This is a genomic window from Pedobacter sp. NJ-S-72 (genome assembly GCF_053890575.1).
In genome coordinates this window covers 6,156,617-6,171,098 of the sequence record NZ_CM132681.1, presented here as the reverse complement: position 1 = coordinate 6,171,098, position 14,482 = coordinate 6,156,617, and the positions used below count along the sequence as shown (strand labels likewise).

General features: G+C 38.7%; 15 protein-coding genes and 1 pseudogene. All 16 read right to left on the bottom strand.

Annotated elements, in window-relative coordinates:
- Positions 1-16: 16 nt before the first annotated feature.
- Positions 17-925, bottom strand: coding sequence for a SusD/RagB family nutrient-binding outer membrane lipoprotein (locus ACWYN3_RS40680; RefSeq protein ID WP_456219270.1), 909 nt, complete (start codon positions 923-925; stop codon positions 17-19).
- Positions 858-1,622 carry a SusD/RagB family nutrient-binding outer membrane lipoprotein gene (locus ACWYN3_RS40675; RefSeq protein ID WP_456219269.1) on the bottom strand — a complete coding sequence of 255 codons (765 nt, stop codon included), beginning with the start codon at positions 1,620-1,622 and terminating at the stop codon, positions 858-860. The genes ACWYN3_RS40680 and ACWYN3_RS40675 overlap by 68 nt, the downstream gene beginning before the upstream one ends.
- A 25-nt stretch (positions 1,623-1,647) precedes the next feature.
- Entirely contained in the window at positions 1,648-2,460 is an 813-nt protein-coding gene (locus ACWYN3_RS40670) for a hypothetical protein (protein WP_456219268.1), read from the bottom strand.
- Positions 2,438-3,463 carry an outer membrane beta-barrel protein gene (locus tag ACWYN3_RS40665; protein ID WP_456219267.1) on the bottom strand — a complete coding sequence of 342 codons (1,026 nt, stop codon included), beginning with the start codon at positions 3,461-3,463 and terminating at the stop codon, positions 2,438-2,440. The genes ACWYN3_RS40670 and ACWYN3_RS40665 overlap by 23 nt, the downstream gene beginning before the upstream one ends.
- Before the next feature lie 440 nt (positions 3,464-3,903).
- A complete protein-coding gene (locus tag ACWYN3_RS40660) occupies positions 3,904-4,431 on the bottom strand; it encodes a TonB-dependent receptor plug domain-containing protein (protein WP_456219266.1) in 528 nt (175 codons plus the stop codon).
- Positions 4,425-4,808, bottom strand: a complete 384-nt coding sequence (locus tag ACWYN3_RS40655; protein ID WP_456219265.1) for a carboxypeptidase-like regulatory domain-containing protein — start codon at positions 4,806-4,808, stop codon at positions 4,425-4,427. Before ACWYN3_RS40655 ends, ACWYN3_RS40660 begins: the two co-directional genes overlap by 7 nt.
- 104 nt (positions 4,809-4,912) lie before the next feature.
- Complete coding sequence (locus ACWYN3_RS40650; RefSeq protein ID WP_456219264.1) at positions 4,913-6,112, bottom strand: ROK family protein; 1,200 nt, start codon at positions 6,110-6,112, stop codon at positions 4,913-4,915.
- A gap of 261 nt (positions 6,113-6,373) precedes the next feature.
- On the bottom strand, positions 6,374-7,288 hold the full coding sequence (locus ACWYN3_RS40645; protein ID WP_456219263.1) for a PorP/SprF family type IX secretion system membrane protein: 915 nt from the start codon (positions 7,286-7,288) through the stop codon (positions 6,374-6,376).
- Positions 7,289-7,341: 53 nt separating this feature from the next.
- On the bottom strand, positions 7,342-8,421 hold the full coding sequence (locus tag ACWYN3_RS40640) for an MBG domain-containing protein (RefSeq protein WP_456219262.1): 1,080 nt from the start codon (positions 8,419-8,421) through the stop codon (positions 7,342-7,344).
- Entirely contained in the window at positions 8,411-8,875 is a 465-nt protein-coding gene (locus ACWYN3_RS40635; protein WP_456219261.1) for an MBG domain-containing protein, read from the bottom strand. Before ACWYN3_RS40635 ends, ACWYN3_RS40640 begins: the two co-directional genes overlap by 11 nt.
- 70 nt (positions 8,876-8,945) lie before the next feature.
- Complete coding sequence (locus ACWYN3_RS40630) at positions 8,946-9,365, bottom strand: MBG domain-containing protein (protein ID WP_456219260.1); 420 nt, start codon at positions 9,363-9,365, stop codon at positions 8,946-8,948.
- A 6-nt stretch (positions 9,366-9,371) separates the two neighbouring features.
- Positions 9,372-9,434 (bottom strand): annotated as a pseudogene (locus tag ACWYN3_RS40625) (hypothetical protein); the annotation flags it as partial.
- 11 nt (positions 9,435-9,445) lie between these two features.
- Positions 9,446-11,956 (bottom strand): MBG domain-containing protein, encoded by a 2,511-nt coding sequence (locus ACWYN3_RS40620; protein ID WP_456219259.1) that lies wholly within the window; start codon positions 11,954-11,956, stop codon positions 9,446-9,448.
- A 173-nt stretch (positions 11,957-12,129) separates the two neighbouring features.
- The gene (locus tag ACWYN3_RS40615) at positions 12,130-12,861 is read right to left on the bottom strand and encodes a hypothetical protein (protein WP_456219258.1); all 732 of its coding nucleotides are present in this window, start codon (positions 12,859-12,861) and stop codon (positions 12,130-12,132) included.
- Between the two features lie 84 nt (positions 12,862-12,945).
- The gene (locus ACWYN3_RS40610; RefSeq protein WP_456219257.1) at positions 12,946-13,821 is read right to left on the bottom strand and encodes a hypothetical protein; all 876 of its coding nucleotides are present in this window, start codon (positions 13,819-13,821) and stop codon (positions 12,946-12,948) included.
- Positions 13,822-13,904: 83 nt separating this feature from the next.
- Entirely contained in the window at positions 13,905-14,345 is a 441-nt protein-coding gene (locus ACWYN3_RS40605; protein WP_456219256.1) for a hypothetical protein, read from the bottom strand.
- Positions 14,346-14,482 lie beyond the last annotated feature (137 nt).

Below are 14,482 nucleotides of genomic sequence, written 5' to 3'. Positions count from 1 at the left end.
GAGACATTATTCAGAGTTAAAAGTTAGGCTTGTTTACATCCCACCACAACCTTGTACCACCATTGTCAGGACCATTCAATAATTGAACAGCTTTTGCAATTTCAGCTCCATTGGTTGAATACTCATTTTGTGGGAATGCCAGTCTGCGAATCTGGATTTTAGTATCCACAGTTCCGTTACTATTGTTATTTACTACAGGGAATAGTTTAGGATATCCTGTACGACGGTATTCTGTCCAGGCTTCCTGACCTTCAGGGAACATCGCAATCCATTTCTGGGTAATGATACGTTCAAGTTTCTGCTCATTTGCAGCTCCACCATCCCATTGTATAGTGATTGTTGAAACCGCAGGTGAATTGTTAGCTGCATTTCCAGGGTCAACATAAGCAATCGGCAAACTTGTATTATCATTAATATACGTACTGCCAGATACTCCCCATTGCGCCATTGAAGTCTGGATACCAGTTGTATAATTAGTTTGTGCATCACCTGCGCCAGTCCATCCGCGTAATGCAGCTTCAGCTTTCAGAAACCATACCTCTGCAGCAGTCATCATCATCATAGGTGAAGTACTTTTTACAATTGTTGAACTATTTAATAAAGCGTAACCATTATAACCAGGCTTAGCTGTCATGAGTGCTCCAATACGGATACCTTTGTACTGCCCGGCAAAACGAGGATCTTTAGCTGGTGAAGCATATACTGGTAAACGAGGGTCATTGTAACCTACAAGGTACGATTCTATTGGCGCACCCAGCGCAATATCTGTCCAGCTGTCCGTGATTACCTGTAGTGGATTATGAGTACCTCCACCCGAAATACCAGCATTATCTGCATTTGTTGTCAATACACCTCCGTTAGCTGGATCTAAGGCCTTCTGTGCTTGTGCCTGCGCTGTGGCCGGATCTGCCTTTACAATGTGCATGGCTAAACGTAAACGCAGGGAATTTAGCAAATTTAAGCCACTTGGTATAATCACCAGCATATACAAGATCGTATGGCTGGAATGGAATCTTGCCTGGGTTAGCTTTGATAAAAGTGTTCAGGTTAGTTACTGCTGTATCCAGCTCAAGGAAAAACTGCTTGTAGATATCTTGTTGAGAATCGTAAGGAGTATTGATTAAAGTTTTCCCTGCTGCACTATAGGCAACCGGACCAAATTTATCAGTCACCCTGTTCATAGTTTGCACTTTAAGAATTAAAGCAATACCCCAGAAATCAGGCAGTGAAGTTCTTGTACCTGCTTTTGCTATCGCATTAATAGCAAAAAAGGAATTGGTATAAGAAGTCACAAAAAAAACATTCTGATTCCATCCATCTACCAAGCTGTAGTTCAAATTATTGACATTCCCCCTGAAAGGGTTTGGAGACATCATATAACCTGAATAACAATCTGCATTTAAGTTTTGGTTCAGCTGATAGTCACCTTCCCCTCCAAACATCGCAGCCTGAATACCTGGAAATACCAATCCTATCGGAAATTTCCCGGTACCAATACCTGTATTATCGGTGTTGTATTTTTCAAAATCCTTTTTACAACCGGTAAATGTGAATACTATTAGTGCAAGAAAAGCAGATAATGCATACTTATAACCGTTGCGTATCATATATTGAGTTTTCATCTTTTTAATTTTAATGGTGAATATTTTACAAAGTAAGATTCAGGTTGAAACCGAAACCACGTGTAGCTGGCTGACTAAATACATCCACACCAGATAATCCATTGCCTGTAGACATTGTAATCTCAGGATCGAAAGGTGCTTTTTTATAGAAGTAGAAGAGGTTTCTGCCAACAACAGAAAATCTTAAACTTTTAATTGCTCCTTTAGTAAATGGAATAGTATAACCTAAAGACGCCTCACGCAGACGAACTACAGTTGCACTATAGATATAGTTTTCGGTAATACCATCACGACCACCTACCGTAGTGTACCATTTATTAGGATCAACACTGGTGACTGGCTGACCTGTCACCGCATCTACACCATTAACTTTTACACCACCCTGATCTCTGGCTTCACCTGATACTTTTGAAACACCATATTTATCCAGTACAGCTTCTGTAAGGGACAATACCTGTCCTCCAAATTTTCCGTCAACAAGAAAACTCAATCTGAATCTTTTGTAATCAAAGCTGTTATTCCATCCCAGTTGAAATTTAGGGTTCGGATTTCCAATGTAGTTAAAACCAGTGGCTGGCAATGGTTTACCATCAGCACCAATTAGAATACGCCCCTGATTATCACGCAGGAAAGTCGTACCAAAAATATCGCCGAATGAACCACCTGTCCTTAACTCTGACTGGTAGGTATTGTTACGGTTAGGAGTCAATACAAATGCATTGATCCCATCTTTTGAATCTACATCGATTACTTTATTCTTATTTGCTGATCCATTAAATGAAGAGTTCCAGGTCAGGCTAGTATTTTTGATGATATCATAACCCAATAAAAAACTCAAAACCTGAATTCTGGATATTTCCCGCATTTACATACCCCTGTGAGTAGGTTGTCGTAAAGGAAGGAATAACCTGGATATACTGATTTTTTGTATTGGACTTATAGTAAGTGAAACTAACATTCAGTCTGTCCTTCAAGAAACGTAAATCCGTTCCTAACTCAAAAGAGGTTGTTTTTTCCGGTTGCAATTCAGGGAATGGGGCAACAGCATTTAACCTTACACCACCACCGCCATTAAAATGTGTCTGAGGGTTGGTTACATAATTAGGTACTGTATTACCCACTTTTGCAAAGGTACCTCTTACTTTTGCGTATGAAATAACTTCAGGTAAGGTAAACATCTGGTTCAGGATAAATGATAAACCAGCTGAAGGATAGAAATAATTGTCATTAGGTGTAAACGAAAGGTTTGACGACCAGTCATTTCTTGCAGTAAGGGTCAAAAATATCATGTTTTTATAACCCACATTAGCGTTTGCAAATATCGATTGTATCTGGTTATGATTGTTTGGTAAAGTTGTAACCGGCGGCCCGCCTGCTCCTGTAACAATATTTTCAGGAAGAAAAACATTAGGCACAGTTAAACCTGTTCCCAGGTAAGCATTATCCGCATTAGGACCAATCACAGTACCAACAGTATTATTGTCAGTTATACTTGTTCCTAATACACCATCAATTTTAAAATCAGATTTAGTAGGTATTGAAAAAGTAAGTAATAAATCAGCATATTTTTGCTGGGTGGTTTGGTTACTCAATAATAACTGTCCTCTTTCTTTAGCTAAAACAGCACTGGTACTGGCATATAAATTCTGCTCATATACATCTGTGAAACGATCAATATTTCCACGTGCCTGTATGCTTAACCAACTGGTAAAATCATATTTAGCACTCGCGTTTAACAGAATACGGTTACGTTTAGCTTCATTCAGATTTCGGTTAAGTATCCACCATGGGTTCTGCTGTATATCTTCATTGAAAGCCCAGTTTTGTTTAGGCCGAAACACCTTCTATTGTTCCTGGTAATTCAAACTGATTTCTGTATCCTGAAATATCTCTTCCTCTTGGAAACAAATAAAGACCAGTTAAAGGATTTAGGTAAAGGCCCAAACCAGGACTGTTATTAACTTGTTGAGATATGTAATTAACGTTTGCGTCTACGGTTAGCTTATTATCCAGAAAACGAGCAGTCTCACGGAAGTTAAGGTTATGACGGGATAGTTTATTAGCTGGCTGTATACCTCTTGCAGCAGTATTCGCATAAGAGAAATAAGATTGCGCAATATCATTTCCACCAGAAAGACTTAGAGAGTTTGTCAGGTTTGTACCTGTCTGAAAAAAGGAACTTACATTATCCTGCGCTGATGAGATTTTATCTCCCCAGCTATCTGCTCCATCTTTTGTCTGACCATAACTATTTTGAAATTTAGGCTTGTAAGCAACTTTTTCAAGGGTAAGCGCAGAAGAGAAACTGATGACGGCTTTTCCCGCTTTTTTCTTTTTTAGTGGTGATTAAGATAACCCCATTTTGCGCCTGACTGCCATATAAAGCAGAAGCCGACGCACCTTTTAAGATAGTAAGACTTTCAATATCATCAGGGTTAAGGTTAGATATACCATCACCACCATCATTACTTGAGCTTACAGCAGTTGTTCCGCCCCCCCCTTGTCCTACATTACTTCCAAAAGTATTGTTAGGTTGTCCATTAGCATTTGAACCGTTTGAAATCGGAACCCCATCAATTACATACAATGGCTGATTATTCCCACCAGCTGATTTATTACCCCTTAAGATAACTTTAGCAGAACCACCCACTCCCGAAGCACTTGGTGAAATCGTTACGCCTGATACTTTACCATTCAGGGAATTCATTAAGTTATCAGTTTTCACTCTGGTCAGTTCCGATCCGGATACCTGCTGTGTAGCATAAGTGATTGTCTTTTCTGATTTTTTGATACCTAATGCAGTTACCACAACTTCTCCCAGTTGTTTTTCGAATCTTCCTGAAGGGTAATATTCACTACAGTAGAGCCTACAGTAGCTTCCTGACGTGCAAAACCGATATATGAGAAGACTAATACATCGCCAGTATTTGCCAGTATGGCAAAATTACCGTTTGCATCTGTTTGGGTGCTGATTTTAGTTCCTTTAACCTGGACACTTACGCCAACTAAAGGTAATCCGCCTGCATCTTTTACTGTTCCTTTAATGGTTGCTTTTGTTATTAACGCATTTAAAGAACCGGCCTTATGCGTTGGCCAGCTAATTAACACCGAGTTACCTGCATTGGTGAGATTTGCTCCCATTGCCAGGCCAGGCATTAATAATGTGAATAGTAATAATTTTTTCATGTTTGGTTTTTTAAAAGTTAAGTTGAAATATTCTTTGTTTGCTTTAATTTTTCTGATGTTTCACCATATCTAATCGTTTAGTATTTATTGCTAATTGTTCATTGTCAAAGTTTTCCATTACCAATGCTGCTGCACCAATAATTTCCGTCAAAGCCGAGTTTTGAAATCAGTAACTCTGTATTAGCAGCCAATCGTGGGATACAGTATTTATTTAAGGCTTGCTGCATTGGGGCCATCATAATTTTACTGGCTTTTGCTCCTCTTCCACTCAATACAATTGTTTGTGGATTCATGATGTGAATCAGAATAGAAAGTGCTTTCCCGATTTTATAACCTGCGTCTGAGAGTAATTCAATTACAAACTGATCACCATTATTAGCGGCCTCAAAAATCGCATCACTCATTATTTTCAGCGGATCACCGATAAAAGAATGCAAAGTGGATAACCTGCCTTGTTTAACACCTTCTATAGCTTTTTTAACAACAACAAGCATAGAAGCTTCTGCTTCAAGACAACCTTGTTTACCACAGATGCATAATTCTCCATCTTCAAATAAGGGGATATGACTAAATTCTCCTGCAAAACCACTATAACCTCTAAAAATATCGCCATTAACGATCATCCCAAGACCGATTCCCCAGCCCAGGTTAATCACCATGACTTCTTTAAGAGATTTGGCTACTCCGAATCTTTGTTCTGCAAGCGCAATAACGCTCGAGTCATTATCAATGTAAGTAGGTAAACCAGTTGCATTGGTGATATAATCAGTCAACTTTTCGCCATTGGCATCGAGATAAGAATAATTCTTTCCGTCTTTGACACTGACAAATCCGGGCATTCCTATACCTATTCCTAATATGCTTTCTTTATTGACTCCTGATTTTAAGATGTGATTCTCTATATAATTGATTAGTTCAGCAAGAGCGGCCGGATTATTATTCAGCACCATCTCTACAGTTTCGATTTCTGCTACTGCTTTATTATTCAGATCCACAATGGCAATCCGGGTAGAAAGCTGATCCATTGCAATGGCCATAATATGCATTGCATCTGGTTTTACAGCATACATTAATGGCCTGCGGCCTCCGCTTGATGGCGCATAACCCACTTCAATAATAAATCCCTCTTTAATTAACTCGTTTATTGTTTTAGTTATGATTGGGATGCTCTTATTAAATAAAACGCTCATTTCAGCACACGAAAGTGATTTTTCGAGATACAATTGCTTTAAAATCTCACTTTTCAACTCAGTGCTTTTGACTAGCTTCTCCGTTACTTCCATTTTATATTTGATTACTTCCATAAACTTACTAAAATGTTTTAATAAGTTTTACAAGTAATTAAAATAAAATATAAATAATCTAATCTTTATTATTTAATATACACAAGATTCAGTTTAAAGAAACAATCCGATATTATGTTTCCAATACTAGAAAAACGTTTTAGCAAATTTAACGGAGAATTAAATTTTATCCAGATGAGCTGGATGATTTAAATAGAAATATTGTACAACCTGCTGAAAGCAGGCTGCACAATTGATTTCACAAAACACACACAATTTATATTATAACAATTTTGGTTGCAACGGTTTCTTACCAAAACGGATACCTACAGAGATTTCATGGGATCCTTTACTGATTTTACCAAGATTGGCATTACCAAAACCCGTTTGATAACTATACCCCAATTTCAGGTTATTATTAAAGATTACTGATATGATACCAGCAACTTCACTTGTAGTTTTATAATTCACCCCGAATCCGAATTTATCCTTTAAATAAACGGTAGCTGATATATCAGCCTGGGTATCATAAGTTCTGCTATAAGCCACCATTGTAGCAGGTTTGAACTTCACATCTTCATTTAAATTGAACAGGTACGCCCCACTAAAATAATAAGTGTTACTGTAATTTCTTTGTTCATCGGCCGATGCCGTTCCCAAACTACGAAAGCTTAATCTTGGCAAAGAAGCACCGATATAATACTTTTCTGGGCTGTACAACATGATTCCAAGACCTACTGTTCCAACAGTTTCCCTGATATCATTGCGAAAACTTACATCATTCGGGTCAACTTCCGAATAACTTGCTATGTAATTTCTGAAACCCGCATTCAGGGAGGCAGCAAAGAAGTTCTGGTGGTCTGATAGCTGTACCGCTTTGGCAAAAAAAGCAGAGACTTCAGTGAGTTTCTCTATATTAAATTTATCATAGGTCAGTGACAGGCCAGCTGCACCATTTATCTTTTCGATAGGCAAACTTCCATTTAACTGAAAAGTATACGGCGCACCTTCTATTCCTGCCCACTGTCTCCTGCTGTTCAGGTTAACTGATCCTGCTTTATCTAATAAGGAATAGGCAGAATTGAAAGGGACCTGATTATCGTGATATTGAGTGAAAGAAGCAGATTGTTGCGCCTGGCTTACGCTGAACACCATAACGAGTGTAATGGTTAATAGTGCCTGTTTAAAGAGTTTCATATATCTGTTTTATATTTTGATAAGGCCGGAAGCAAATTCCGGCCTGTTAAGAATTAGTATTTAAGGATAAAATAACCCGTTTTACGTTTGACATGACTATCTGTTTGATACTCGATCAGGCAGAAATAAGTACCCTGAGGCAAATTCTCTCCTGATTTTGATTTGCCAAGAAATACATGCTGATCATTATCATAACCCTCGATATCAAAGACTTTAAGCCCATTACGATTGATAATCGTCACCTTATTTAACGGAAAATCTTTTATTCCATCAATAGAAAGGAACTCATTTACTCCGTCTCCGTTAATAGAGAGTGCCGGGTGAATTTTAATTGCTTCACCTGCACCATCAGTAACCTGGATATCCTGTACAACGAGCTGAGCAGCTGCATAGCGGCTATCTCCAGCCTGACTAGCCGTGATTTGTGTTTTACCTATTCTTAATCCTTTAACCTGGTTACCAGTTAGTGAAACAAAATCCGGACGGGCCACGGTAAAAGTCACAGGTAAACCCGCACTTGATGATGCTTTTAAAGCATATGTTCCGTTTATTTGCAGGGCAGGTATATTTTCAAAAGTAATGGTTTGTGCTACTTTGCTCACCACTAGCAAACGACTTGCGAATGGCGTAGTGGCATAGTTTGGATTGACTGGAGCAGTCGCTGTGATCATTACATTTCCTGCACCTACCAAATGAACTTTATTATCGACGATAGTCGCAATTGTTAGATCAGCACTACTGAATACTGGTGTTTCACCACTGGTCAACACTGCATCCGGGGTAAAATCAGCATCACCTACAGACTTTGTACTGATTATATCCAGAGTAATTGTTCTGGTTGTAGAAGTAACCGTTAATACTCCATTTACGTAATTAAAGGTATAGTTAGCTGCCGAAGCACCTGATAATACAATCGGATAGGTACCCGCAGCTGAGTTTTTTACTGCTGCAGTTGAAGCTAATGGTGGATTCTGTACAACCGATTCTCCTTCTGCATTTACAAATCCGCTGTATTTAAAGGTGAAAACCGGATTATCAATTCCAAATACTCTTGTTTTATTATCTGCAGTTACGTTTAGTACAGCTTTATCAACTGATAAAATCCCCGGTTCATAACTGATATTATAATTCAATGCGGAAGCTGCACTTCCAGAAATTGTATAAGTTTGAAGGAGATAATGGTTGAGCAATTGTAGTTAGCAAAGCGGGTGCAGCTATAGCGGTCGCTAAAGTTTCTCCATTTACAAAACCATCATAAGTAGCAGTTAAAACAGGATTTGATTGTCCATATAATCTTGCTTTATTGTCAGCTCTGACAATCAGTGCTCTTTTTACAATAACAAGTGGCTTACTTACAGCAGTGGCGACAAAATCAGCCGTTGCTGAAAATGAAGCATTAATATTCACTGTTCCTGTACCTACAATTTTCACTTTCCCATTCTCTATGACAGCAATATTTACATTATCAGAAGAATAAACTGGTTGTACACCTGAATCTGAAGAAGCAGCAGGGTCAAGATTTGCATCTCCATAAGTAACTGCTGGTAAATTAGCATAGGTTATAACCTGTAAACTTCTGATAAACAAAGTTCCTGGAGTATAGGTAATTGCATAATTTGCAGATGCAGCATTACTTACAGTAATCGAATAAGTTCCTTTACCTGAAAGTTGCCGTTGCTGTAGTTACAGCTGATGGAGGTGTAGTTAAGCTGGCAGCCTGATCTCCATTCACAAAACCTGTATAAGTAAAGGTAAAAACAGGATCAGCTTGCCCGGCTCCGCGTTCAGCATTGTCTGCTTTAATATTTAAAGGAGCTGGTTTGACCGTTAATAAGCCTGGCTGATAACTAACCAGGTAATTTGTAGTAGCTGTTAAACCTGAAACTGTTACTGGATAAGTATCCACGCCTGAACCGGCAGTTGCTGAAGTATTTATTACTGTTTTCAGATTTAGATCTGTTATATTATCCTGAGGTGCTAAACCCGTATACGCAAGTGTAAATTCAGGATTTGCCTGTCCATAAACTTTAGATTTGTCTTCAGCTTTAACAGAAAGGCTGGCTCTGTCTATAGTCAATACACCTTGCTGATAACTGAACCTGTAATTTGAAGCAACGGCTCCGCTTGCATTAATTGCATAAGTACCCGCAGCAGAATTTAATAGTAGTAGCTAAAAGTTGACACCTGAGGTTTCACTGTTAAAATGCTTTCTGTTTCTCCATAAGCGAGGCCACTATAACTGGCAGTCAGTACAGGATTTATCTGTGCGTAGATTCTGCTTTGCGAAATTGAAGTAATCATTGCTGTTTTCTGGTCTACTGTAAGTGTTGTAGCTCCGGTAGCACCTGAGGTAAATGTTGCTGTAACTGTAGTAGAACCAGTACCCTTGATTTCCAGTAAACCAGCTGCGTTAACTTTAGCGATGGCTGGATTGGCGACAGTATAGGCTGGTGTACCACCCGAACTAATCGCACCCGGATCAAAGGCAGCATCTCCATATGTTTTATTGATAGGCGAAAAAGCAACACTTCCTTCCGTTAATTTTCCATTGACAAAAGTGATCACGTAATTTGACGACGTTAAACCTGAAGGTATAATCAGAAATCCGTTTCCGTCTGCTTGTTTGGCAAATGCAATTGTACCGGTTAGTTTATTAACATCATCATCTGCATTCACAAAACCTTCATAACGGGCTGTAAAGACAGGGTCGCTTTCGCCAGTCAGTTTAGATTTATCTTCTGCGATTACCTTTAGGGGTACTTTTGCAATGCTAATGTGCTGACTGGCTATTGCCGGACCATAAGTAGCATCCTCTGCCTGTAGAGCTGTAATATCAACTTCACCTGCACCAGTAATTTTCACAGTCCACTCTCCTACTATATCCTTTTCAACTACTGCAATGGCGGGATTAGAACTGGTAAATGTAATTGGATTTGCAGTATTGCTGATTGCCTGAAAAATCAGTGGATGATCTCCGTAGGCAGCAGCAGAAGGAAGGTTTTTAAGAGTAATAGTCTGATCAGTTTTAGCGATGATGGTCAGTTTTCCTTTTACAGGAATAAAAGTGTATTTATCTGAGGTTAACCCTGAAATATCTATCAGGATATCATATATACCCGCTGCAGATGTTTCGTCTGCCTGAATTGTTAATGCTGGGGTACCGGTAATAACATTTTCATCATCTGTACCTTTAAAAGTACCATAAGTGAATGTAGCAACGGGATTTGCGCTTCCATGTGTTTTGGTTTGATCTGCTGCAATGACATCAAGTGTGGCTTTTGCAATAGTCAGGGTGCTGACTACCTCGGCAGCAGGAGAATAATTTGCGCTTCCTGCCTGGTTTGCTCTGATAATTACTGTACCTGATTTTTTGATGATCACCTGGTTACCAGAAGATATTTCAGCAATTAACGGATTATCTGAAGTATAAATCACTGCGTTTCCGCTTGCTCCGCCAGTTGCTGCAAGGGTTACATTTGCATCGCCATAAACTGGCGAAAATGTAGCCGGTAAACCCGTTATGATTTGTGGTGTTGCGGTTACAGTAATATTTTTTGTTGCTATTCCAGGGTCTGTAGCTGCATTTCCTGGTTCAGTTACAGTAATTACTGCCGTTCCTCCTCCTATTATTTTCACCGTGCTCCCGGTAAGCTGAAGAATTCCTGCCGGAGCTACAGTATATTGAAAAGCAGTTAAACCTGCAGTACTGTTTGCTGAAAGGGTGAAGTCAGCATCCCCTACTTTGAAGGTAGCTGGAAAGGTATTGGTAAAAGTTACTGTTTGTGGCGTTTTTGGAAGAGCGAGGGTAACTTTAGTTCCGTCAAGGACTAATGCCTGTGTTCCATCAGCTCCTGAACCAAGATTAGACAATGCTGTTGAAACCGTTCCTCCTGCATTTAAACCATCAGCCCATGTACCATCTGCAGAAGTATTGTACCCTACCAATGATCCGTCTGCTAAACTACGTTGTTCAATGCGACGGATACCAGTTGTACTGCTATTTACAATCATTGTTCCCCATGAGCGAGGTGTTCCATTTACGTTATCAAAATAAAACGGGGCAAGTCCTGAGGATCCGGCAACTCTGGCCGAGGCAACTCCATCGTCTTCAATAAAAGTCCCGGCAACAGGACGTCCCGTCCCCTCAACATTATCATACAGAAAAAAAAAAATTTTAGCTATACCGGCAGCCGCAGCAGTACTTCTTATAGCTGTACTTGATTTAGTCGTACCTGTATTCATGCTCAATATATTGAGTGGATCGGTCGTAGGTGAATGTAGTTTATAAGCAATTGCTGTCAGATCTGCAGCATCAGGATCATTCAGTGATATTCTTAAGAACAAGGCTGCTCCAGCTGGAACTGGTGAGCGAACTGTTTCCTGAATAAACCAGCCAGTATAATTACCAGAAGCATCAGCCGTTAAAATTCCATAGTCAGAAAGCAATGTGCCGGCAATAGAAGATCCATTTCTATCACCCGAAGCACCCAGTACTGGTCTGTAAAAATCACCTTTAATGTAACCGGGTGTAGCCGGATCTACATTGTCAGGAGGTAATATATATAGATAACTTGATGCTGTAAGACCAGTACTGATTGCTCTTACAAGGTTATTTTCATATCTGTAAGTTCTACCCGGCTTCAGTCCGGTGATTCTGGCACGGTACACATAGGGATACCATTACGGGTTCCGCTATTTCCTCCTTCTATATATTTTGGAAAAATTAGCATTTCAAGAGCAGGCTGCCCTTGTCCAAATGCCGATATGGAAAACAGAGTGAGTAAAAGTAATAAGAGTTTTTTCATTTATATTTATGTTAAAATGATTCTTTTTTAAGGAGCTTATTTGCTCATAAGAGTTGTAATACCACCTTTATCATCTGCATAAAGCAAATAAACACTATTGGCCAACTCTTCTAAATTTGGTTTTAGCGGTAATGTAAAAGGGATTTTAGCCAATACATTCTGATTAGCAATATCCTTAATCACCAGTGTAAAAGAATTTACCGGATGTAATAAATTATCTTTCCCAGGGATTACTTTTTTAAATCCTGAAAAGGAACCTGATACGTTAAGAAATTCACCAACCTGTATTTCTTGAGGTGCAGGAGCTTTGTAAGTAGTCGTTATCAGATAAATATTAACTTTATCTGGTAAACCTTTAGAGAAGTTAGCAGCAAGGCTGATTTTAATTGTACTAGCCTGCGGCAATTCTTCCAGATCAAAACCATTCAGTTTTGTATCAAAAATCTTAAAAGTAGAGCGCTCATTTGGTTTAAACATAAAATAAACATGTTCTTTAAAAGGCTCAACTTTTAATGAGGTATCTAATAATAAAATCTCTTTATCATAAAACCTGAACCGGTTTTCACCTGAAATCAGGCTGATATTCTTTGCCGGAACAGGTAATTGGTTTACCTCTCCTTCTACAATAGTAACATTACGTTCAGGAGTAATAAAATTGTTAATTGAAAATTTGCCGAACAGGGGCTCATTAACCAGATCACCTTTAGAACAGGATGAAGCACTACAGATAATCAATGCAGAAAAAATCAAGTAAAAACTTATTCTCATAGAGTTGGAATAATGAAAAAGCAGCCCCCAAAAAGGGACGCTGCTTTTTCTTAAATATTAAATTAAACTGATAAGATCAATTGCTTAATCTTGAGAAGTCTGTGGAGCAAACTGGATCCATCCAGAATTCCATTCATCAACGTTTGAAGCAAGAACAGCACCCTTAGTACTCGTTGCAACACGTGGAAATAAATTGTCAATTGAATAAGAAGCTGCAATAGCTGAAGTATAGAACGGACTTGCATTACTAAGACCTAATCCAACAAATACGTCTGGATTAGCATCGGTAGAAGTAGTGTTTGTACTTCCTGATAATGAAATAGCAGTTGCCGGGCTAAATACCGCAGTATAAGCATGAACAATATTGTTTGTGAATCCACCAGAAGTTGCACTGGTTTCAGTACCTGACTGAAACTCTGCTCCTGTGTTAAAACCTGCAATAATTGAATTAGTGATAGAAAGGTCAGTATTTCTTCTCCAACGGTTTCCTGCACGTAATCCAGTACTAGTAGATGAATAACCTAGTAAAGTAAAGTTTGAATAAGTTGGTTTTGTTCTTGGTGAAGCTGTAGAACCAGTACCATCATTATCAGACTCAATACCATTTGAATCAGATACACCACCACTAGTACTATGAGTTGAATTAGGATCTTTCAAACCGATTGCATACTGGATATTTCCGCTGTATCCAAAATCAGTATCGAAATCATCATCATCATTAGCAAGGGCTAATAAATATTTAGGACTTACAGTACCACCAAAGAATTCAAATGCATCATCAGCACCATAAGAAACTTGTACGTGATCGATAATAGTGCCTGATCCGACACCACCCATAGTTAAACCATTGATTTCATTATCAGGTGCTAATTTGTAACCAGCATACTCAATGCGTACATACTGAAGTTTTCCTGAATTATCAGCAGGACTACCACCACCATAAGAGATATCAACACCCAATGAAACCCCATTCTCATCATACTTAGGTAAACCTTCGATTTCCTGAGTAGTTGGTTTGTTTGTAGTTGAAGCTCCTAATAAGATTACTCCACCGAAATCACCTGCAACGCGTGTATTAGCTGCTTTTGGTGAAGTGTGAACACGATTGGTTCTGCTGGTGTTCCTACTGCATTTAAAGATGATCCTTTTGTAACAACTAAAACACCTGCAATAGCATTTACTACTGAAGATGAAGGGTTCACTTTGTAATTTACAGTTTCACCTGTAGTAATTACAGTACCCGGCTGAATGGTAAGTTTAGCTCCGCCAGTCACATAAACTACACCTTTTAATTTGTAAATTTTTCCTGGGCTTAATGTTCTGTTTGCTGAGATTTTTCCAACAATTACAGAATCAGGTCCTGTAAATGGGCCGCCAGCCCCAGTACCACGATCAAAATTTCCTTCAGATCCTTTTTTACAGCCAGTAACTGCGAATGCTGCAATTGTTACAATTGCAAGCGCCTGTTTTGTGAATTTTTTCATTGTTTTTTTTTAATGGTTTTTGGGTTTTTATTATAATATAAAGTTAATATTCCAGTGTTTTCATAAGCATTATTTCATGTTAAGTTTTCATTAATAATTAAATGATTAAAAGATCTTTATAATAATTATATGAAGTA

What these genes read in the sequence shown, in the direction of transcription:
- ACWYN3_RS40680 (WP_456219270.1), bottom strand. Translation starts at nt 925, where the DNA reads ATGCACATTGTAAAGGCAGATCCGGCCACAGCGCAGGCACAAGCACAG.
- ACWYN3_RS40675 (WP_456219269.1), bottom strand. Translation starts at nt 1,622, where the DNA reads ATGAAAACTCAATATATGATACGCAACGGTTATAAGTATGCATTATCT.
- ACWYN3_RS40655 (WP_456219265.1), bottom strand. Translation starts at nt 4,808, where the DNA reads ATGAAAAAATTATTACTATTCACATTATTAATGCCTGGCCTGGCAATG.
- ACWYN3_RS40650 (WP_456219264.1), bottom strand. Translation starts at nt 6,112, where the DNA reads ATGGAAGTAATCAAATATAAAATGGAAGTAACGGAGAAGCTAGTCAAA.
- ACWYN3_RS40645 (WP_456219263.1), bottom strand. Translation starts at nt 7,288, where the DNA reads ATGAAACTCTTTAAACAGGCACTATTAACCATTACACTCGTTATGGTG.
- ACWYN3_RS40615 (WP_456219258.1), bottom strand. Translation starts at nt 12,861, where the DNA reads ATGAGAATAAGTTTTTACTTGATTTTTTCTGCATTGATTATCTGTAGT.
- ACWYN3_RS40605 (WP_456219256.1), bottom strand. Translation starts at nt 14,345, where the DNA reads ATGAAAAAATTCACAAAACAGGCGCTTGCAATTGTAACAATTGCAGCA.